Origin of the sequence: Flavobacterium sp. XN-5 (genome assembly GCF_008033395.2) — a bacterium.
Classification (GTDB): domain Bacteria; phylum Bacteroidota; class Bacteroidia; order Flavobacteriales; family Flavobacteriaceae; genus Flavobacterium; species Flavobacterium hiemivividum.
In genome coordinates this window covers 120,501-140,988 of the sequence record NZ_VOGZ02000002.1, presented here as the reverse complement: position 1 = coordinate 140,988, position 20,488 = coordinate 120,501, and the positions used below count along the sequence as shown (strand labels likewise).

The 20,488-nt window shown below is 33.2% G+C and carries 17 protein-coding genes; 12 read left to right on the top strand and 5 right to left on the bottom strand.

Annotated elements, in window-relative coordinates; genetic code table 11:
• Positions 1–10: 10 nt before the first annotated feature.
• The gene (locus FQU23_RS05900) at positions 11–745 is read right to left on the bottom strand and encodes a diphthine--ammonia ligase (RefSeq protein WP_147673048.1); all 735 of its coding nucleotides are present in this window, start codon (positions 743–745) and stop codon (positions 11–13) included.
• Positions 746–846: 101 nt separating this feature from the next.
• Here FQU23_RS05900 and FQU23_RS05895 point away from each other — a divergent pair, with 101 nt between their 5' ends.
• Complete coding sequence (locus FQU23_RS05895; RefSeq protein WP_147673047.1) at positions 847–2,907, top strand: M1 family metallopeptidase; 2,061 nt, start codon at positions 847–849, stop codon at positions 2,905–2,907.
• 62 nt (positions 2,908–2,969) lie between these two features.
• Positions 2,970–3,854: a patatin family protein gene (locus FQU23_RS05890; protein ID WP_147673046.1), complete on the top strand. Its 885-nt coding sequence runs from the start codon at positions 2,970–2,972 to the stop codon at positions 3,852–3,854.
• 11 nt (positions 3,855–3,865) lie between these two features.
• On the opposite strand, the gene FQU23_RS05885 is transcribed toward FQU23_RS05890, so the two are convergent.
• Entirely contained in the window at positions 3,866–4,387 is a 522-nt protein-coding gene (locus FQU23_RS05885) for a hypothetical protein (RefSeq protein ID WP_147673045.1), read from the bottom strand.
• A gap of 149 nt (positions 4,388–4,536) precedes the next feature.
• Here FQU23_RS05885 and FQU23_RS05880 point away from each other — a divergent pair, with 149 nt between their 5' ends.
• From FQU23_RS05880 to FQU23_RS05865, 4 genes are all read left to right on the top strand, one after another.
• Positions 4,537–5,304, top strand: coding sequence for a sulfite exporter TauE/SafE family protein (locus FQU23_RS05880; RefSeq protein ID WP_147673277.1), 768 nt, complete (start codon positions 4,537–4,539; stop codon positions 5,302–5,304).
• 176 nt (positions 5,305–5,480) lie between these two features.
• Positions 5,481–6,734, top strand: coding sequence for an MFS transporter (locus tag FQU23_RS05875; protein ID WP_147673044.1), 1,254 nt, complete (start codon positions 5,481–5,483; stop codon positions 6,732–6,734).
• Between the two features lie 224 nt (positions 6,735–6,958).
• Positions 6,959–9,292, top strand: a complete 2,334-nt coding sequence (locus tag FQU23_RS05870; RefSeq protein ID WP_147673043.1) for an ATP-dependent helicase — start codon at positions 6,959–6,961, stop codon at positions 9,290–9,292.
• A gap of 83 nt (positions 9,293–9,375) precedes the next feature.
• The gene (locus FQU23_RS05865) at positions 9,376–9,996 is read left to right on the top strand and encodes an L-threonylcarbamoyladenylate synthase (RefSeq protein WP_147673042.1); all 621 of its coding nucleotides are present in this window, start codon (positions 9,376–9,378) and stop codon (positions 9,994–9,996) included.
• A 112-nt stretch (positions 9,997–10,108) separates the two neighbouring features.
• Here the strand turns inward: FQU23_RS05865 and FQU23_RS05860 are convergent, their stop codons facing one another.
• The 3 genes from FQU23_RS05860 to FQU23_RS05850 form a co-directional block, all read right to left on the bottom strand.
• Positions 10,109–10,942 (bottom strand): flagellar motor protein MotB, encoded by an 834-nt coding sequence (locus FQU23_RS05860; protein ID WP_147673041.1) that lies wholly within the window; start codon positions 10,940–10,942, stop codon positions 10,109–10,111.
• Positions 10,943–11,013: 71 nt separating this feature from the next.
• Positions 11,014–12,000: a glycosyltransferase family 2 protein gene (locus FQU23_RS05855; protein ID WP_147673040.1), complete on the bottom strand. Its 987-nt coding sequence runs from the start codon at positions 11,998–12,000 to the stop codon at positions 11,014–11,016.
• 9 nt (positions 12,001–12,009) lie between these two features.
• On the bottom strand, positions 12,010–12,456 hold the full coding sequence (locus FQU23_RS05850; protein ID WP_147673039.1) for a type I restriction enzyme HsdR N-terminal domain-containing protein: 447 nt from the start codon (positions 12,454–12,456) through the stop codon (positions 12,010–12,012).
• 102 nt (positions 12,457–12,558) lie between these two features.
• Between FQU23_RS05850 and holA the strand changes: the two genes are divergently transcribed.
• The 6 genes from holA (at position 12,559) to FQU23_RS05820 (ending at position 20,413) form a co-directional block, all read left to right on the top strand.
• Positions 12,559–13,563 (top strand): DNA polymerase III subunit delta, encoded by a 1,005-nt coding sequence (gene holA / locus FQU23_RS05845; RefSeq protein WP_132109583.1) that lies wholly within the window; start codon positions 12,559–12,561, stop codon positions 13,561–13,563.
• 44 nt (positions 13,564–13,607) lie between these two features.
• Positions 13,608–13,790, top strand: a complete 183-nt coding sequence (locus FQU23_RS05840; protein ID WP_147673038.1) for a CAL67264 family membrane protein — start codon at positions 13,608–13,610, stop codon at positions 13,788–13,790.
• A gap of 122 nt (positions 13,791–13,912) precedes the next feature.
• The gene (locus tag FQU23_RS05835; protein WP_147673037.1) at positions 13,913–17,962 is read left to right on the top strand and encodes a response regulator; all 4,050 of its coding nucleotides are present in this window, start codon (positions 13,913–13,915) and stop codon (positions 17,960–17,962) included.
• On the top strand, positions 17,963–18,775 hold the full coding sequence (locus FQU23_RS05830) for a CheR family methyltransferase (protein ID WP_147673036.1): 813 nt from the start codon (positions 17,963–17,965) through the stop codon (positions 18,773–18,775).
• On the top strand, positions 18,772–19,329 hold the full coding sequence (locus FQU23_RS05825; RefSeq protein WP_147673035.1) for a chemotaxis protein CheB: 558 nt from the start codon (positions 18,772–18,774) through the stop codon (positions 19,327–19,329). The genes FQU23_RS05830 and FQU23_RS05825 overlap by 4 nt, the downstream gene beginning before the upstream one ends.
• On the top strand, positions 19,319–20,413 hold the full coding sequence (locus FQU23_RS05820; protein ID WP_147673034.1) for a hybrid sensor histidine kinase/response regulator: 1,095 nt from the start codon (positions 19,319–19,321) through the stop codon (positions 20,411–20,413). Before FQU23_RS05825 ends, FQU23_RS05820 begins: the two co-directional genes overlap by 11 nt.
• Positions 20,414–20,488 lie beyond the last annotated feature (75 nt).

Here is a 20,488-nt window from a genome sequence, read left to right as displayed (position 1 = left end):
ATTACGATCACTATTTATCTATTAAATCACAATACCAAAATCCGAATTCAAATGCGTCTGTGGAATCAGTATCGCAAGCGCTATTTGAAGCAGCTGTTTTTGGTTTCTCGTATTTTCGATATACGATTTCGCCAACTTCAAAGTCGATTGGTTTTTCGAATATAGGTCCATCAAAAGTAAAAGTGTGAAATTCACCGTTTTCGCCACAAACATCTACATTTTCTGGTAAATCGTTTATAAAATATTGATCGATAACGCGTCCTACAAAACTTTTATCGAGATAACGCTCGTTAACACAAACAACGATGGTTTTAAACCCTAGTCCAATGAATTCCTGTATCAAATCATGAGTTGATACTTTCCAAAGCGGAAAAACACCTATCAATCCCATTTTGGCTAATTTGTCTTCTCTGTATTTACGGAGGTCATCCAAGAAAATATCACCAAAAACAGAGTGCGTTACGCCTTGCTTCTTCAGTTTTTCAAGTGTATTCTCCATGACACTTTCGTAAGCTTCCATAGTAGGCATTTCTGGAATTTGCATAATTTCTAGCGGTAATCCTATGCTTTTAGCCTGTTGTTGTAGTAATTCTATGCGCACGCCATGCATGGAAACACGCTGAAATTCCGCACTGACGCTTGTTAGCAAGCAGTGTATTTCAAATTCTAGGTCTTGTAAAATTTTATATAGGGCGAGAGCAGAGTCTTTTCCGCTACTCCAGTTAAATAAGGCGATCTTTTTCAATTTGTTTTTGGTCTAAATTTCTGTCTACAAACTTACAAAATTACTTCTATTTGTTTCTGAATCCTTTGTAACTTTGGGTTTTACTTCTTAAATTTTATTGAATGAAATATCTGTTTCTTTTACTATCGACGTTGGCTTTCGCTCAACAAACAAAATACGTTGATTTCAAATCGGTTTCTGGTCAAATTACTTTAGATCCTAAAGAAAAATCGGTTGCTGGTAATGTTAATTATTGGTTGGAGGTAATAAACCCTATTGATACTATAAAAATAGATGCGCAAAACATGAGTTTTACAAAGGTAAAACTGAATGACAAAGACGTGGGCTTTATAAATTCTGAGAAGCAATTGCAAATCATTTTTCCGTTTAAAAAAGGCAAAAATAAGATTAGTTTTGAATATAAAGCATCACCAAAACAGGCTCTGTATTTTGTAGGTTCTGAAGCAGCAGATGATTTACAAATATGGACGCAGGGACAAGGGAAATATACAAGTCATTGGTTTCCTAGTTTTGATGATGTGAATGAAAAAGTGATTTTTAATATGGAACTGGTTTTTAATCAGGAATATCAAGCGATTTCAAATGGAGTACTGACTCATAAAACAACGAACGGCAATAGTTCATCATGGCAATATACGATGGAAAAGCCCATGAGTTCTTATTTGCTGATGCTTGCAATTGGTAAATTTGATAAATATACAGAGAAAACAAAATGTGGAACCGAATTAGAATTGTATTTAGAACAAAAGCATGCAGATAGATACGAAACAACGTACCGATATTCTGCTAGAATGTTCGATTTTCTGGAGAAAGAAATAGGAGTGAAGTATCCTTGGAAAGTTTATAAGCAAATTCCGGTTCGTGATTTTCTATATGCCGGAATGGAAAATACCTCGGCTACTCTTTTTTCTAGTAGGTATGTGATCGATTCTACAGGTTTTGAAGATCGCAATTATATCAGTGTAAACGCACATGAACTGGCGCATCAATGGTTTGGAGATTTAATCACCGCCGAAAGTGGAAAACATCATTGGTTGCAAGAAGGATTTGCTACCTATTATGCCTTACTGGCCGAACGGGAAATCTATGGCAACGATTATTTTTATTCTAAGTTATATGAATCAGCACAGCAAATTAAATATGCTTCTAGAACCGACTCGATTCCGGTGATGAATGAGAAAGCAAGTTCCTTAAGTTTTTATCAAAAAGGGGCTTGGACATTATTCGTTTTACATGAGGCAATAGGCGACAAAGCATTTAAAAAAGTCGTGCGTCGCTACTTAGAAAAATACGCTTTTCAAAACGTAACCACAGCTGATTTCTTTCAGGAAGTTGATAGAGTATCTAATTTCGATACCAATAAGTTAAGTAAAGTGTGGCTTGAATCTACTTTGGTTAATGTTAATGAAATCAATGAGTTATTGAGTAAGAATAAAACTAGTAGATTGTTGCTAGAATTAGATAATCTAAAGAAAAAGCCGTTATCTGAGAAAGCAAAGTTTATGGCAGAAGTTCTGGAGTCAGATGTTTATTATACAGTAAAAGAAGCGATTGTCAACCAACTTAAAAACGAAAAATTTGAAGCTAAAAAAAAGTTGTTGGAATTGGCTTTAGCTACTAATAATATTCAGGTTCGTCAGGCTGTAGCCAATACAAATTCAAAAATTCCAGAAGATTTTAGAATACAATCTGAGACTTTGTTGAATGATAAATCGTATCAGACACAAGAAATCGCATTGTTTTATTTATGGAATAATTTTCCCGAACATAGATCAAACTACTTGGAGAAATCTAAAGACTGGGTTGGTTTTAGTGATAATAACCTAAAGACATTATGGTTATCACTCGCCGTATCTACGCCAGATTATGATGCTGACAATGCATCTTTGATAGCGGAATTAATCAATTATTCTTCACCTAAATTTGAAGCAATTACACGTCAAAAAGCTTTAGAAAAGCTGATAGCTTTCCAACTAATTAATGCTGCTGTTTTAAAGAATTTAGTAAACGCGACTACACATCATATGTGGCAATTCTCTAAATTTGGAAGGGATAGTATTCGAACGATGTTAAAAAACAAGGAAATGAAAACTTCTTTGGAGGCAATTTTACCAGATTTAAACGAAAAAGAGCAATTTCAGTTGAGTAGATTATTAAATTAATACTTATATTTAAGTGTACGAAATTTAGGTCTTTAAGATTCGCTGTTTAATTTGTAAAAGATATGAGAGCATTGGTGATTTCTGGTGGCGGCAGTAAAGGTGCTTTTGCAGGAGGCGTAGCGCAATATTTATTACAAAACAAGAATCAGAAGTATGACTTATTCATTGGGACCTCAACAGGGAGTGTACTTATTCCCCATTTAGCCCTCGGCAAGATCGAAAAGATTTATAACGTCTTTACAGAAGTCTGCATGGCTGAAATCTTTAATGTAAATCCCTTTCGAGTTAGAAATAAAAACGGAATTGAGATTGTAAAAATCAATCATTTGAATATGATTAAGCAATTTTTGAGAAGAAAAAGAACCTTTGGCGAAAGCACAAGACTACTGAAATACATTAAAAAATGCTTCACTATAGCTGAATTCGAAGAGTTAAAAGCGGCACAGTTTGACGTAGTAATTAGTGTAACCAATCTGTCCCAAAATAGGGCCGAATACAAATCAATCCATGATTGTACCTATGCTGAATTTTGCGATTGGATTTGGATTTCTAGTAATTACATTCCGTTTATGAGCTTAGTTACTAGAAATGGTTGCGATTATGGTGATGGTGGGTTTTCAAGTTTAGTACCTATTCAGCAAGCTATTATTCGTGGCGCAACAGAGATTGACGTCATAGTTTTAGAAACTGAAAAGAGAACTGCTAAAATTACTATTGGTAAAAATCCATTTTCGCTGTTGATTGATTTATTCCGAATCGAATTAGACCAAATTGAAAAGCACGATATCTTACTAGGAAAACTTTCGGCGGGAGACAACAACGTTAAATTAAATATCTATTACACGCCCATTGAGTTAACTCATAATGCTTTAATATTTAATAAGACACAAATGAAAGAGTGGTGGAAAAAAGGATTTGATTATGCAAAAAATAAAAGGGAACCCTAAAACACTTTTTTCTACCACAGCTGTCCCACTTCATCTTTTATAAAGGCTAACGCGGCACTACTAGGGGATGGCTTTTCTAATAAATCACTTAGAACTAATTCTCGTAAACCATCAGCATTTGTTACTTTTTCGTTTGCGGCAGCTAATCGAATCATCTGAATTGTTGCATTTTTGGCTGTAACAATAATGGACCAACAACGCTCCGAAATATAAATTTGTTGGGCTAGATTATGCTCAAATTCTTGCTCTATCTGTGCAATTACAAAATTTCTATAGTCATTTTTATCTTCAGAAAGAGGGCTGATTCTTACCATCAACTGCGAAGGGTTAATTCGCTCCATAAACAAAGTCATGCGCTCGTAAGCCTGCAGGCGAACGGGCAATGTCGATGCTTGATTGTCTTTTTGCAACAACCATCTTCGGGTATTTTGTTGGTCTTTAAAATGAGAATTAAATAAAAAATAGGCAACACCACCTGTTATTAAAGAAGGAAGAGTATAGGCCATTATTTCAACGATAAGAGGAGAATTCATTTGTTTTAAATTTGGTAAAGCAAAAATATACTTTTTGGAGATAAATTCACATGAATTGTAATGGAATGTATCTATGGAGTAGTACTTTTGCAAAAAATATTACTTTTTCAACAAGGTTTAGTTTCTCATCATTTTATTTCGTGCCATTAATGGAGGTTTATATCATTGTTTTTCTTTGTATTGCTGCTTTTGCAGCAGGTTTTATTGATGCCATAGTAGGTGGTGGTGGACTTATTCAAACGCCCGTTGGACTAATATTATTACCTAATTTACCGGTTTCTACCGTAATTGGAACCCTGAAGATTCCTGCTTTTAGCGGGACTTCATTTGCGGCTTATCAATACTTGAAAAAGGTAGATATGAACTGGAGATTGCTGTTTATTATGATGGGACTGGCGTTGCCTTCAGCATTTTTAGGCTCTGCTTTATTGACTTATATGAGCAATGATTTTATGAAGCCTTTACTGCTTTTCATTCTTTCACTTTTGGCAATTTACACCTATGCTAAGAAAAATTTCGGACAGCACGTGGAGAGAAATATTTCCGAAAGAACTCAGATTTTAAATGCAATCAGCATCAGTTTTGTAGTTGGTTTTTATGATGGATTTATTGGTCCGGGAACAGGAAGTTTTTTTGTAGTAGCTTTTATCGCTTTGATGGGGTTTGATTTTCTACAGGCTTCCGCCAATGCTAAAATGGTTAATCTAGCGACAAATTTTGGTTCGATCTGTTTGTTTATGATGAAAGGAAAAATTATCTGGGCAATTGCTTTGCCCATGGCTGCAAGCAATGCGCTTGGAGGATGGCTTGGCGCTAAGCTAGCGATAAATAAAGGAAATGGGTTTATTCGCATTTTCTTCTTGATTATCGTTGTGGGTACCTTGATCCGTTTTGCTTATGATGTCTTTTGGATCTAAGAATACACTCAAATATTGCAGTCTCAACTATTCGAATAAGAAAAAAATGATGCGGTTTTAAGGTAAATTTCAGCCGTTGTACTGTTTTTAAAGCGAGAATAATTTAGAATAGAAAAACCTTCCAGTTGCAGGGTCATTTATCAAATTGATATGATTGAGAATAATTATAATATAAAATGAAAATCAAAAAAGAAGTTCGATTACTACCCGAAAAAAACAAATCAATTGCGACTATTTTAGCTTTTGCATTAGTCCCTTTATCGGGTTTAGCAACAGATATTTACTTGCCTTCGATGCCTCAAATGGGTATTTCGTTAAACACCAGTGAAAGCAATATTCAACTTACGCTGATGCTTTTCTTAGTAAGTTATGGCTTAACTCAAATTGTAGCAGGTAGTCTATTAGATGTTTATGGAAGATACCGCTTGTCGCTACTTGCTTTACTTCTCTTTATTGTAGCTAGTGTAGTGATAGCGACCACTGATAGTATTTGGGTGATTTATTGCATGCGTGTTTTACATGGTATTTCTGTAGCTTTTATTGCCGTCGCTAAGCGTACTTTGTTTGTCGATATCTATGAAGGCGCAAAACAAAAAAGCTATCTGAGTATTATGACTATTGTTTGGTCTGTAGCGCCTATTGTCGCTCCCTTTATCGGCGGATATCTGCAATATGGATTCGGATGGCGTTCTAATTTTTACGTTTTGGCTTTTTTTGGATCTATAATGCTAATTTTAGAGCTGATATTTTCTGGGGAAACTTTGAAAACTAGAAAGAAAATGCAAATAATTGCAATTAAAAGCAGCTATTCCGAAATGCTGCAACGGAAAGATTTTAGATATGGCTTGATGATGTTAGGAATTTCGTATGGAGCAGTAATGTTTTATGGTTTGAGTGGTCCTTTTATTCTGGAACATGAGTTGGGTTATTCAGCAATTGTAACAGGATATGTTTCATTGTTTCTAGGAGCAGGCTGGATGACAGGTGGGTTTCTATCGAAGGCATTAATTAGCAAACCGTTAGTGACTAAACTAAGAGTGGCTAATTACATTCAGTTTGCTCTGGTTTTAACCATGATGTTAAGCGCTCCATTGCTAAGTAACTTATTCACGATAGCTATTTTTGCTTTTTTAATTCATATTGCGGCAGGCTTCACTTTTAGTGTTTATTTTCCGTACTGCCTGAGTAGTTTTCCTCAATATGCAGCTACAGCGGGAGGATTAACAGGTGGAATAACCTATGTCCTTACTTCTCTATTTAGTTATGGGGTCGCGTATCTCGTTCAGGCAAATACACAATTTGGACTTGCGGAAGGATATTTATTTTTAGTTGTTGGTGGATTTTTTACTTTAATATTGATAGGAAATAATTTTAAAAAGGCGCAAAATCAACAAGAAAGCCAACTGAATTTGCAGCAATGTGACAAGTAAAATCTAACATTTATTGATAAAGCAGATTTAGCTTACTAAACGAAAATAAAAAATACTTTTTATTTCGTGCAACTGTTATTAGTTATTGTAACTAGTGCAATACCTAACTTTTTAGGCCTGTAATTTTTACCTTTAAAACATTAATTGAATAAGTACCTCGGATTATGATTTAAAACTCCTTTTTAATTCTTAAATTCTTATTTTTGCATAAATAGATAATTTCCATGCAAAAATACATTTCCCAACTTAACGAAGCACAACGCGAACCGGTCTTGCAAAAAGACGGTCCTATGATTATTATTGCCGGTGCTGGTTCAGGTAAAACACGTGTTTTAACGATTCGTATCGCCTATTTAATGCATCAAGGAATCGACGCTTTCAATATTTTGTCGCTGACTTTTACTAATAAAGCAGCACGTGAGATGAAAAAACGTATCTCTGATATTGTGGGATCTAGTGAAGCCAAGAACCTTTGGATGGGAACGTTTCACTCTGTATTTGCGAGAATTCTGCGCTCTGAAGCTCATTTGTTAGGATATCCTTCTAATTTCACTATTTACGATTCACAGGATTCGCTACGCGCTATTTCGGGAATTATCAAAGAAATGCAATTAGATCGCGATGTTTATAAACCCAAACAGGTTTTAAGCAGGATTTCGAACTTTAAGAATAGCTTAATTACTGTAAAAGCATACTTCAATGATCGGGATCTTCAAGAAGCGGATGCGATGTCCAAAAAACCGCGTATGGGGGAATTGTATCAAAGTTATGTAGATAAATGTTTTAAATCTGGGGCAATGGATTTTGATGACTTATTGCTAAAAACAAATGAACTATTGACTCGTTTTCCAGAGGTGCTGGCGAAATATCAAAACCGTTTCCGTTATATCCTTGTTGATGAGTACCAAGATACAAATCACTCTCAATATTTAATTGTTCGCGCTTTATCAGATAAATTCCAAAATATATGTGTGGTTGGTGACGATGCCCAAAGTATTTATGCTTTCCGTGGTGCTAACATCAATAATATTTTGAATTTCCAGAAGGATTATGAAGGAGTAAAAACATTTCGTCTGGAACAAAATTATCGTTCGACAAAAAATATTGTAGAAGCGGCAAATACCGTTATAGATAAAAATAAAACTAAACTGGATAAAATTGTTTGGACCGCTAATGATTTTGGTCCAAAGATAAAAGTGCATCGCAGTATGACTGATGCTGAAGAAGGTCGTTTTGTAGCTGGAACGATTTTCGAACAAAAGATGCAAAAACAAATGAATAATGGCGCTTTTGCTATCTTATACCGCACCAATGCGCAATCCCGTGCGATGGAGGATGCGCTAAGAAAAAGAGATATTCCGTATCGAATTTATGGAGGTTTGTCTTTTTACCAAAGAAAAGAAATTAAAGATGTGCTTTGTTATTTGCGATTGGTAATCAATCCAAAAGATGAAGAAGCGTTGATGCGTGTGATCAATTATCCAGCGCGAGGTATAGGAAATACTACGATCGAAAAATTATTGGTCGCAGCCAATCATTACAAAAGGTCAATTTTTGAAGTGATGCAAAACATTGATAAAATTGATTTGAAATTAAATTCTGGAACCAAACAGAAACTATTGGATTTCGTAACCATGATTCAAAGTTTTCAGGTGATTAATGAAAATCAAGATGCTTTCTACTTAACGGATCATGTTTCTAAAAAAACAGGATTGGTTCAGGAATTGAAGAAAGATGCCACACCCGAAGGAATGGCCAAAATCCAAAATATAGAAGAATTATTAAACGGAATCAAGGATTTTACCGAAGGCCAAAAAGAAATTGATGGTGCTCGTGGCGCTTTATCTGAATTCATGGAAGACGTAGCTCTAGCCACCGATTTAGACAAAGATACTAGCGATGAAGATCGTGTTGCCTTAATGACAATACATTTAGCAAAAGGATTAGAGTTTCCTCACGTTTTTGTGGTAGGAATGGAAGAAGATTTGTTTCCAAGTGCCATGAGTATGAGTACCAGAAGCGAACTTGAGGAAGAACGCCGTTTGTTTTATGTAGCCCTGACAAGAGCTGAACATCAGGCGTATTTGACCTATTCGCAATCCCGTTACCGCTGGGGTAAATTGACTGACAGTGAGCCTTCTCGTTTTATCGAAGAAATTGATGGACAATATTTAGAGTATCTCACTCCTGCAGAAAATAATTACCGATACAAACCCATGATTGATAGTGATATCTTTGGGGATGTGGATAAGTCCAAATTGCGTTTGGCCAAACCAGCCAATGGAACACCTCCACCACAAATTAAGGGGAATGCTGTTAATCCTGAAATAAATATTCGTAAATTGAAAGCTATTTCCAATAACGGAGGTTCTGGAACTGCTAATTTATTCGACAATAAACTGGTTGCTGGAAATATGGTTATGCACGAACGCTTTGGCAAAGGGCAAGTAATCAATATTGAAGGAGTAGGAGCTGATAAAAAGGCAGAAATTAAATTTGATGTGGGCGGTATAAAAAAATTATTATTGCGTTTTGCAAAATTGGATATAATAGGATAATAAATTTTGTTTCCTGTGTAAGGTTTTAAGTTTGCAATGACAAGAATTTTTAATTTTAAACAAGGAACTTTAAACAAAACAAAATGGCACAATTTATAAAAATATACGAAGATAAACCCAACGAAGCGGCTATAGCCAAAGTAGTAAAGGTTTTAAGAGATGGTGGTTTAGTTATCTATCCAACAGATACGGTGTATGGTTTGGGGTGTGACATTACAAACACAAAGGCTTTAGAGCGCATCGCTAAGATTAAGGGGATAAAACTAGAAAAAGCAAATTTTTCATTCATTTGCCATGATCTAAGCAATATTTCTGACTATGTAAGACAAATAGACACGGCAACTTTTAAGTTATTAAAAAGAGCTTTGCCAGGACCTTATACTTTTATTTTACCAGGTAATAATAATTTACCTAAGGAATTTAAGAAGAAGACTACTGTAGGAATACGTGTTCCAGATAATTCGATCGCTCTGGAAATTGTACGTCAATTAGGGAATCCTATTGTTTCCACTTCTATTAGAGACGATGATGACGTGATTGAATATACTACTGATCCTGAGCTTATTTTTGAAAAATGGCAAAATCTAGTTGACATGGTTATTGATGGTGGGTACGGTGATAACGTAGGTTCTACTATAATTGACCTATCAGGAGATGAACCAGAAATAATAAGAGAAGGAAAAGGAAGTTTAGATATTTTGTAGTACCCTGCTTTTGTTTTTAGAAATGTAAGCATAAAAAAAAACGTTCCGAATTTCGGAACGTTTTTCTATTTATGTAGTTTGTAAATTCAAACTACACTATGAATTTTCAAAACTATTGTTTTGGGTTTTTCATTTCTTTTTCGATCATTTCGTAGAATTGATCAATTTTAGGCAATACAACAATACGAGTTCTTCTGTTACGAGATCTGTTTTCAGCTGAATCATTTGCTACTAAAGGTACGTAAGAACTTCTACCTGCAGCGATTAATTGAGATGGGTTAACACCTAATTCATTCGTTAATACACGAATAATTGATGTAGAACGTTTCACACTTAAATCCCAGTTGTCAAGTAAGATGTTGTTTCCAATGTAAGGAACGCTATCAGTATGACCTTCAACCATACATTCGAAATCTGGTTTGTCATTTACAACTTTAGCAACTTTAGCTAAAACTCCTTTTGCTTTATCAGTTACGTTGTAACTACCGCTTTTGAATAACAATTTGTCAGCAATAGAGATGAATACAACTCCTTTTTCAACATTAATTTCAATATCTGGATCATTGAATCCAACTGTTCTTTTTAGACTTGTAACCAAAGCAAGCGTAACACTGTCTTTCTTAGTTAACGCATCTTGCATTCTAGTGATTTTTAAATCTTTTTCTTTGATTGACTCTAATGCTTTTTCAATATTTTCGGCACCTTTTGTAGTTAATACAGTCATGTCTTTAGAAGTACTGATCAACGTTTGGTTGTGGTCTTTTAAACCAGCAACTGTTGCTGTAAGGCCTGCTTTCTCTTCTAGACAAGAATTCAATTTTACGGTACAACTATTCAATAAGTCTTGAGTTTCTTTGTTTTTCGCTTCTAGTTCGCTGTATTTCTTTTTAGAAACACAAGAGGTTAAAAGGGCTAGTACTGATAAGGCAATTACAATTTTTTTCATAAATTTAATGTTTAGTGAATTACAAAAATAGTTTTAATAAAGTTAATAAAATAGATAATTTAATGTTAAAATTAGTCAACAAAGACCTTGCCACTATTAACATAGTATTGATAAACGATGCTTTTAAGGTTATAGTACTTTTTGCTCTGGAAAGCCCCTCTTTTTTTGTAAGTATTTGAAAATAAAGTATAAAAAGAATAATGAGCTTTCATAATAGCTGTAAAATGCGAAAATTTACCTTGCGAAACAAATTGCAAGCCCGCTATTCCGTCTAGTAGCATACGGACAAATAAAATACCAAACAAACTTTCCTTTGGTAGATTCTTGGTTAACATTAGTAATGAATTTCTGAAGTTCAAGTAGGTTTTCATTGGATGTCCTTGTTTTAAAGTAGCACCACCTACATGATACACTAAGGATTTATAGTTGTATTTTATGCTATATCCCTTATTGATAACACGCCAGCATAAATCGATTTCTTCCTGGTGGGCAAAAAAATCATCATCAAATCCATGCAGTTCTTTAAAAACATAACTTCGGATGAAGAAACAAGCTCCCGACGCCCAATAAATTTCTCTATCATCGTCATATTGTCCCATGTCTTTTTCGATGGTATCAAAGACACGACCACGGCAATAAGGATAGCCATATTTATCAATGAAACCACCAGCAGCACCAGCATATTCGAAATATTCTTTATTTTTAAAATCTAAAATTTTAGGTTGTACAATCGCAGTTTGAGGATCGTTTTTAAAAGTATCGATAACAGATGATAACCAGTTTGCAGTTACTTCTATATCTGAATTTACCAAAGCATATATTTCAGCATCAACGTGTTTCAGTGCTTCATTATATCCTTGAGCAAAACCAAAGTTCTCGCTATTTTTTATAATTTTTATAGTAGGATAGAACTGTTCTATATATGACACGGACTCATCTGTAGAAGCATTGTCTGCAACATAAATAGTGGCTTCTGGAGAAAATTCGATTACTGAAGGTAAAAATTGCTCTAATAATTGTACACCATTCCAATTAAGGATAACGACTGCTATATTCATTTTGATTATTTAGATCTTATATTCAGGGAGTTCAGATAGAAATTGGTATTTCTCGTTTTCGAAATCCATCTGGCAAAAGTAGTGATTCATTCCGTTGGTTACCATCAAATATTCGGCTTTCATGGTCATGTTGTAACGTGCTATTTGGTCAAAGGTAGCTTGGGCAATTTTTATTTCGGGAGCTTTGCATTCGATTAAGACATCTATTGAACCATCGTTCTTAAATACTACCACGTCATATCTCTTGCGTAAGCCGTTGACTTTAAGTACTTTTTCTACATTAATCAGGGATTTCGGGTATTTTTTTTCTTCCAATAAAAATCGAACAACATGCTGGCGAACCCATTCCTCGGGAGTGAGAATGATAAATTTTTTCCTGATTTCGTCAAAAATAGACACTTTATTTTCGCTATTTTTGAAGCGGAAAGTATAAGAAGAAAAATCCAATTGCTGCATCAGGCAAAAATAATTAAAATGTTTAAAGTTTACCGCTTAAAGTTAGGGTTATTTATAAAGTTCTAACTGAATACGACAACTAAACACTGAATACTCAAAAAAATGGACGAGGTTATAAAAATTCTGAATGATATTAAAAGTGGGAACATCAAACCAATTTATTTTTTGATGGGTGAGGAACCTTACTATATTGATATTATATCAGATTATATTGAAAAAAATGTCTTGTCTGAGGAAGAAAAGGGATTCAATCAAACTGTTTTGTACGGTAGAGATGTTTCCGTGGAGGATATTATTTCTACTGCAAAACGCTATCCAATGATGGCTGAACGCCAAGTCGTAATCGTAAAAGAAGCGCAAGAGTTGACTCGCACCATTGACAAGCTGGAAAGTTATGCCGAGAATCCAATGCCTTCTACCGTTTTAGTGATTTGTTATAAGTACAAAACATTAGATAAACGTAAAAAAGTAACGAAGGTACTGGGGAAAAATGGGTTAGTTTACGAAAGTAAAAAATTATATGAAAATCAAGTTGGGGATTGGATAAAACGCATATTGGCTAGTAAAAAATATACGATCGAACCCAAAGCTAATGCAATGCTTGTGGAGTTTCTGGGAACAAACCTAAGTAAAATAAATAATGAGCTTGAAAAGTTACAAATTATTTTACCCAAAGGAAGTGTAATCACGCCTAAAGATATTGAAGAAAACATAGGGTTTAGTAAAGATTTTAATGTGTTTGAACTCCGCAAAGCAATAGGGGAAAGGAACCAACTAAAAGCGTACACTATCGCTGAAAATTTTGCCAATAATCCAAAAGAAAATCCAATGGTCGTTACCACCAGTTTGGTATTTGGATTTTTTATCCAGTTACTCAAATACCACGGACTGAAAGATAGAAACCCAAAAAATGTCGCATTAGTTATTGGAGTAAATCCGTTTTTTCTAAAAGAATATGATGTAGCGCTTAAAAATTATCCCATGAAAAAGGTGAGCCAGATCGTGGCTTCCTTGCGGGATATCGATGTGAAAAGTAAAGGAGTCGGAGCGAGTTCTATGTCAAATTCCGACTTATTGCGAGAAATGCTCTATAATATATTTAATTAGTAGTTAAAATCACGATATTTGATTTTAATAAATAAGCTTAAAGTATGGGAATGAATAAGAATACAATCTTAGGATGGGCGACCTTAATAATGATAGTAATGGGATTACTTTTAATAGGACTTGGCGCTTTTAAATACAGCGACGTTTCTGGATGGGGATTTGCCGCTGTTGGCGTGGGATTCTTAGCAAATGCGTGGGTTTTTAGCTCACTTAAAGGCCGATTATAAAATCGCGTCGAAAAAAAAATGCTGTAAAAAAAATAGATTTTATATATTAGAAGAAGAAAAGCACTGTGGAAATAGTGTTTTTTTTTATATAATATTACATTTAAAAAAAAATAGAATTGTTTATGTGGAAAAAATTATCAATAAAATCGCAGTTAATATTAATTCTATTAATTCCATTTTCAGGTTTAATTTATATCACTATTTCAAATATAAATTTCTCGATTGAACATTATAAAAATATTGATGAAAGTTTAAAAAATGTTAAAAATATAGCTACATTATCAGAAGGTATTGAGTTGATTGGCAGCGAGCGCGGGTTGGCTAATTATTCTTTTTTTGATAAAAATAGAAAGAAGGATTATTTAGAAAGCAAACATAAAACAAATGAATGGTTTTTAAAGAATGATATTAAAGATACTTTAATCTTTACTGATCTTAACAAAGCTCATACAAGAATTTTAAATCTGCGAGAAAGTATTAATGATAAAATTGAAGATCCTGTCACTACTTTTGTTAAGTACACAGAAGTTAACGAAAGTCTCATTAATCTAATTGATAGAGAAATTATTTATAGTAAAAATGTTAAAATCTCCGCACTTGCAAATAATTATAGCAGTTATGTGATGTTGAAGAGAGCGGCATTATTAAAAAGAGGTGTCGTACTGCAAACTTTAATAGATAAAACGAATAATAGTGCTTTAATAGATTTGTACTTTCAGTCTAAAGGATATATTAGAATTACTGAATTCAAATTGTCAAATTCTAAAAATGATTTGCTAAATGCAAAGCTGATTGAATTTAGAAACTCTAAGACGTATGTGTCTTTTAATAACGCCGCAGAAGATATTCTAAGTAATAAATTGAATTATTCCCCTCAGGAATGGTGGAAAGTGTCCTCGAATATTGTAAAAGACATCGCTAAATTAGAAAAAGATAATTTAGATTACATTGTAAAATTTGCTAGTAATGAAAAAACATCAGCTTTAAGAAGTGTCATAATTTTAGTCTCTATTCTTTTACTATTTCTAGCAATAACTTTTATTTTATTATATAAATTAGTCAATCAATTATCTGGCTCGTTGTATTTAATGTCTACAACAATAAGGAAGATATCAGAAGGGAAAATTATACGCAACCCTACTTTTTCAGGAAATATTGAATTTCAAAATATTAGTGATTCCTTTAATCAGTTGTTAGTAGGAATGAAAGAGCAATTAGAGTTAGCATCAAAAATTAGTTCAGGAGAGTATGGAGCAAAAATTAGCCTAAGAAGTCAAAACGATACTCTCAATAAGTCAATGAACGTAATGTCTCTGGAGCTGAAGAGGATGGAAGAAGATTCTATTGAACTTAACAAAATGAAGGAGAGTATAAGCAAGATCAATAATTCTATATTAGAATCAACAGATTTAGAGGAGTTTGGAAAAAAAATATGTCATACTCTTGTCGAGCAAACCGAAGGTTGTCAAGCTAATTTTTATATAATTAATGCTACTAATGATAGCAATCAACTTTATAAAATAGGAGGCTATGCTGACCATAAAAACACTCCTGCTGTTATTAAGATAGGGGAAGGTTTAGTAGGAGAAGTTGCCTCGTCAAAACAACAAACTTGTTTGAATAATTTGCCTAATACTTATTCCTACTTATCCTCTTCTCTAGGAGAAACGCCCTATTTTAATGTATTGATTACGCCTGTTTCCTTTCGAGATAAAGTTATTGGTGTGATCGAAATAGGATCTTTGGAAAATTTTAGTGATGATCATAAAGTACTTTTAAAAACGATTTCAGATTCAATAGGAAGCGCAATTGAAGTTTATGTGCGCAACGAAGAATTGAAAATTTCTGTCGATGAAATTAATCGGAAAAATAACATACTTCAAGTACAAGAAGAAGAACTAAGACAAAGCAATGAAGAGTTAAATAAGCAATCTATGTTGCTGCAACAATCGGAGGAAGAACTCAAGAATCAAGCAGCCGAATTAGAGCAAACGAATTCCTATCTAGAAGAAAAAGGGCGTGAACTTGAACATAAAAACCATGAAGTTGTCATTAAAAATGAAGAGCTAGTTATTGCGCAAGAAGAATTAAATATTAAAGCCGAGGAAATAGCGCAAGCAAGTAAGTATAAGTCTGAGTTTTTAGCTAATATGTCTCATGAGTTAAGGACACCTTTAAACAGTATTTTGATACTTTCAGATCTTTTAAAAGAGAATAATTTAGGTAATTTAACAGATCCGCAAATTGATAATCTTTCGGTAATCAATTCTTCTGGTAAAGATTTACTAAATCTAATTACTGATATTTTAGATATTTCTAAAATAGAGGCCGGAAAAGTCGAAATTTATAGTGAAGAATCCATTGTGGAAAGAGTCTATTCAGACATGGATGGCTTGTTTAGAGCACAAATGGAAAAGAAAAATATTGAGTTAATAACAAGCATAGCTGAAGACTGTCCTAGAAAATTATTTACTGACATTGGAAAATTAGAACAAATACTCAAAAACTTTTTGTCGAATGCATTAAAATTCACTCCTGAAAACGGTAAGGTTTCATTACGTTTTTCATCTGGTTCGGGCAATACTGATTTTACTTCAGAAACATTGACTAAACTGAAATCAGAGGAAGTATTATCCATTTATATTGAGGATAATGGGATTGGAATATCGCAAGAAAATAAAAAGAAATTATTTCAAACATTCCAACAAGCAGATAGCTCTACAAGTCGAAAATACGGTGGGACAGGATTAGGTTTATTCATTTCTAAGGAATTAGCGATACTGCTAGGTGGGGAAGTTAAATTTGAAAGTGAGTTAAACAAAGGAAGTGTATTTAGTGTGCATATTCCAGCAAATTTCCAAGATTATCAAGCTGAAAAATTAGAATCTCATATCGCTAATAAGGTAGATTCAATAAGGATAGAAACTCCAATATCGTCGGAAGCTGTCGTAGATTTATCAGAAAATCTTAAGGATGATAGAGATTCGGTTTCGATTGATGACAAAACCATATTAATAATTGAAGATGACGCTTCATTTGCAGACGTATTGTTGCAAGTAGCCCATGATAATGGTTTTAAGGCAATAGTTGCTTATCAAGGAGAAACGGGTTATCAATATGCAAAAAAATACAAGCCAAAGGCTATTATTCTAGATATGAAATTACCAGGAATTGATGGCTGGACGGTATTAAAATGGTTAAAAGAGGACAAAGATTTACAACACATTCCGGTTCACGTCATGTCTGGGATGAATAGAGAAAAATTAGCCAAAGAAATGGGCGCTTTTGATTTCTTAATCAAACCTATCACTACTGCTAAATTAAAGAATGCTTTTGAATCTATTGATATACAGATAAATAAGGTATTTAAAAAAGTATTGATTTTGGAGGATGATGTAAGTCTTAATTATTCAATAAAAGAGCTAATTCATAACTGTGATCGAAATGTAATTTGTGTTCAGGCACATACCTTTAAAGAAGCAGAGCATATTTTGGCAAACGACGATATTGATTGTGCTATTATGGATATTGGTTTGCCTGATTCTAAGAACATTGCAAACATTGCAGCACTTAGAACAGTATCAAAAAATAAACAGATTAATATAATTGTTAACACAGGACAATCCTTGACCGATGAAGAACAACTAGAATTACAAAATAGTGCCGATAGAGTTGTTATAAAAACGAGTAATGTTACCGAAAGATTAAAAGATGAACTACTGTTGTTTCTTGATACTGTGGAGACTTCGAATAAAAAAGTGAATAAAACAGTCTCGAATTTATTGGGTGGAGAAGTTCTCAAGGACAAAACAATTTTGATTGTTGATGATGATATTCGAAATATATATGCGCTTTCGAGTGCTCTAACAACAAAGGGAGCTTCGATTTTAACCGCATTCAACGGAATTGAAGCACTTGAGGTTTTAAAAAATAACGCCACTATTGATATTGTCCTAATGGATGTTATGATGCCAGAGATGGATGGTTTTGAAGCAACCCGAAAAATTAGAGAAAATCCAAAATGGAAAAATCTTCCTATTATTGCACTTACTGCTAAGGCGATGAAAGGGGATCGGGAAGAAATATTAAATGCTGGAGCTTCTGATTATCAGTCTAAACCTATAGATATACAGCAGCTTATTTCGTTAATTAGTATATGGGTATATAAATAGATGATTGAATTTAATGATCTTGACGAAATAGTTTTTTTGATAAAAAAACAATATGGTTACGACTTTGAAGGCTACTCGCGAGCATCCTTTCTTAGACGTATCAATCGTTATATGCAGCTTTCTGGAATGGTTAATATAGTTAATTTGAAGAATGATTTGATAAACTATCCTGAAAACTTTAATACTTTCATAAACGAAATAGTCGTGAATGTCAGTGAGTTTTTTAGAGATCCAGATTTTTTTAGTTCGTTGCTAACTAATGTTTTTCCTTATTTAGAAAGTTATCCTAAGATTAATGTATGGAGTGCAGGCTGCTCTTTTGGTGAAGAAACATATTCATTAGCGATCTTATTAAAAGAACTTAATTTATTAAATAAATCGAGGATATATGCTACAGATATTAGTACAAATGCACTAGATAGATCTAAAAAAGGAATATATTCGATAAAAGATTTTAAAGAATATTCTAATAATTATTTTTCATCTGGGGGAAAAGAATCCTTGAATAAATATTTTGTATCTGATGGAGAAAAAACCATTATAAATTCAGAATTAAAAAAAGATATTTTATTCTCTAGACATAATCTAGTTACTGATGGTGTTTTCAAAGAATGTCAGCTTATTCTATGTAGGAATGTATTAATTTATTTTAATGAAGAATTACAAAATAAAGTTCTAGAGCTTTTTTATGATAGTTTACCAGTTCATGGTTTTCTAGCACTTGGAAATAAAGAGTCATTGCGTTTTAGTTCCATAAATGATAAATTTAAAATTATAGACAGTAAACAAAAAATTTATCAAAAAATAAAATGAGAATAATTATCATTGGTGGTTCAGCTGGTGCTTTCAATCTTATATTGTCTATACTCAAAGGATTAGATAAAGAGATTGATATTCCTATTGTATTGGTTTTACACAGACTAAAAAATGCAAAAACGATACTCGAAGATTATCTGCAGCTAGAATCCCATTATAAAGTTAAAGAGGCTGAAGATAAAGAACTTGTGAAAGCAGGACATATCTATACAGCTGCATCGAACTATCATCTCTTATTAAACGAAAATTTAAGCTTTTCATTAGATGTCTCAGAAGAAGTCAATTATAGTAGACCATCTATTGATGTTAGTTTTGAATCTTTTTCGTTTGCCTTAAATGAAAAATGTTGTGGAATTTTATTGTCAGGAGCGAATCAAGATGGAGCAATAGGTCTAAAAATGATTGCTGAAAATGGAGGAAAAACAATTGTACAAGATCCTAACGAAGCCGAATTTTCATCGATGCCACATTCGGCAATTAAAATATATAATAATCATATAGTGTGCACACTAAGCAATATAATAAAAAATATAAATAATTATGTCAAATAAAAAACATACTCTTTTATTAATTGATGACAAGCCTGAAAATTTGATGGCTTTAAAGAGTATTCTTGATCAACCAGACAGAGAAATCATCAGTTGTTTGTCAGGAAATGAAGCGTTACAAGTATTACTTACTAAAAAGGTTTCGTTAATACTGGTTGATGTTCAAATGCCTGATATGGATGGTTATGAGTTTGTTGAAATAATAAAGAGTCACCCAAATACGGTCTCTATCCCAACTATTTTTGTCACGGCAATAAGTAATGAACAAAAGTATTTGTCTAAAGCATATGATTTAGGAGCCATTGATTTTTTATCCAAGCCTTTAAACACTGAAATTACTCGAAAAAAAGTGGAGTCCTTTTTAAAAATTTGGGAATACGATCAAGAGCTAAAAAAATTAAATGAAGTATTAGCTCAAAAGAATGAGGAACTGGAACAATTTGCTCATATCATTGCCCATGATTTAAAGACGCCATTGGGAAACATGCAAATTTTAATAAATTTAATTGAGGAAGATTATAATCTTGAGCTTAACGGTGAGGTTGCAGAACTATTTAGTATGGTGAAAAAATCTTCAAAAAGCATGTCAAAATTAATTGAAGATTTACTTTATTACAGTAAAAATGTACGAAATAATGAGGGCAAGGAAGTAGTTAATATCGAAATTGCAATTGATGAAATTTTAAAACAGACAAATCAGTTAACAAATATTCAAATTCAAAAAGAAAATTTGAATCATAACATTCTCTTTCAACCGCTGGCTTTTCATCAAATCGTTTCTAATATTATATCAAATGCAATTAAATATAATGACAAGGAAATTTTAAATCTTAAAATCTCTTTTGATAAAGAAAATTCCTCCTTATCAATTAAAGATAATGGCCCAGGAATAAATGATAAATACCATGATAAAATTTTCGAGATGTTTCATACCTTGGGTAAGAGTTTTAATGGAGAAAGCAGCACAGGTATTGGATTAAATTTAGTTAAGAAGCTTGTAGATCGAAACGATGTTTCAATACAAGTTAGAAATAATAAGGATGTAGGGTGTGACTTTGTGATTTCAAATTTTGAACTTATAGATTAAAAGGCTTAGGATTTATTGAATTTTATTTCAAATTAGCACAAACATTATGATTGATTCATTCTACTTTAAAGAGTC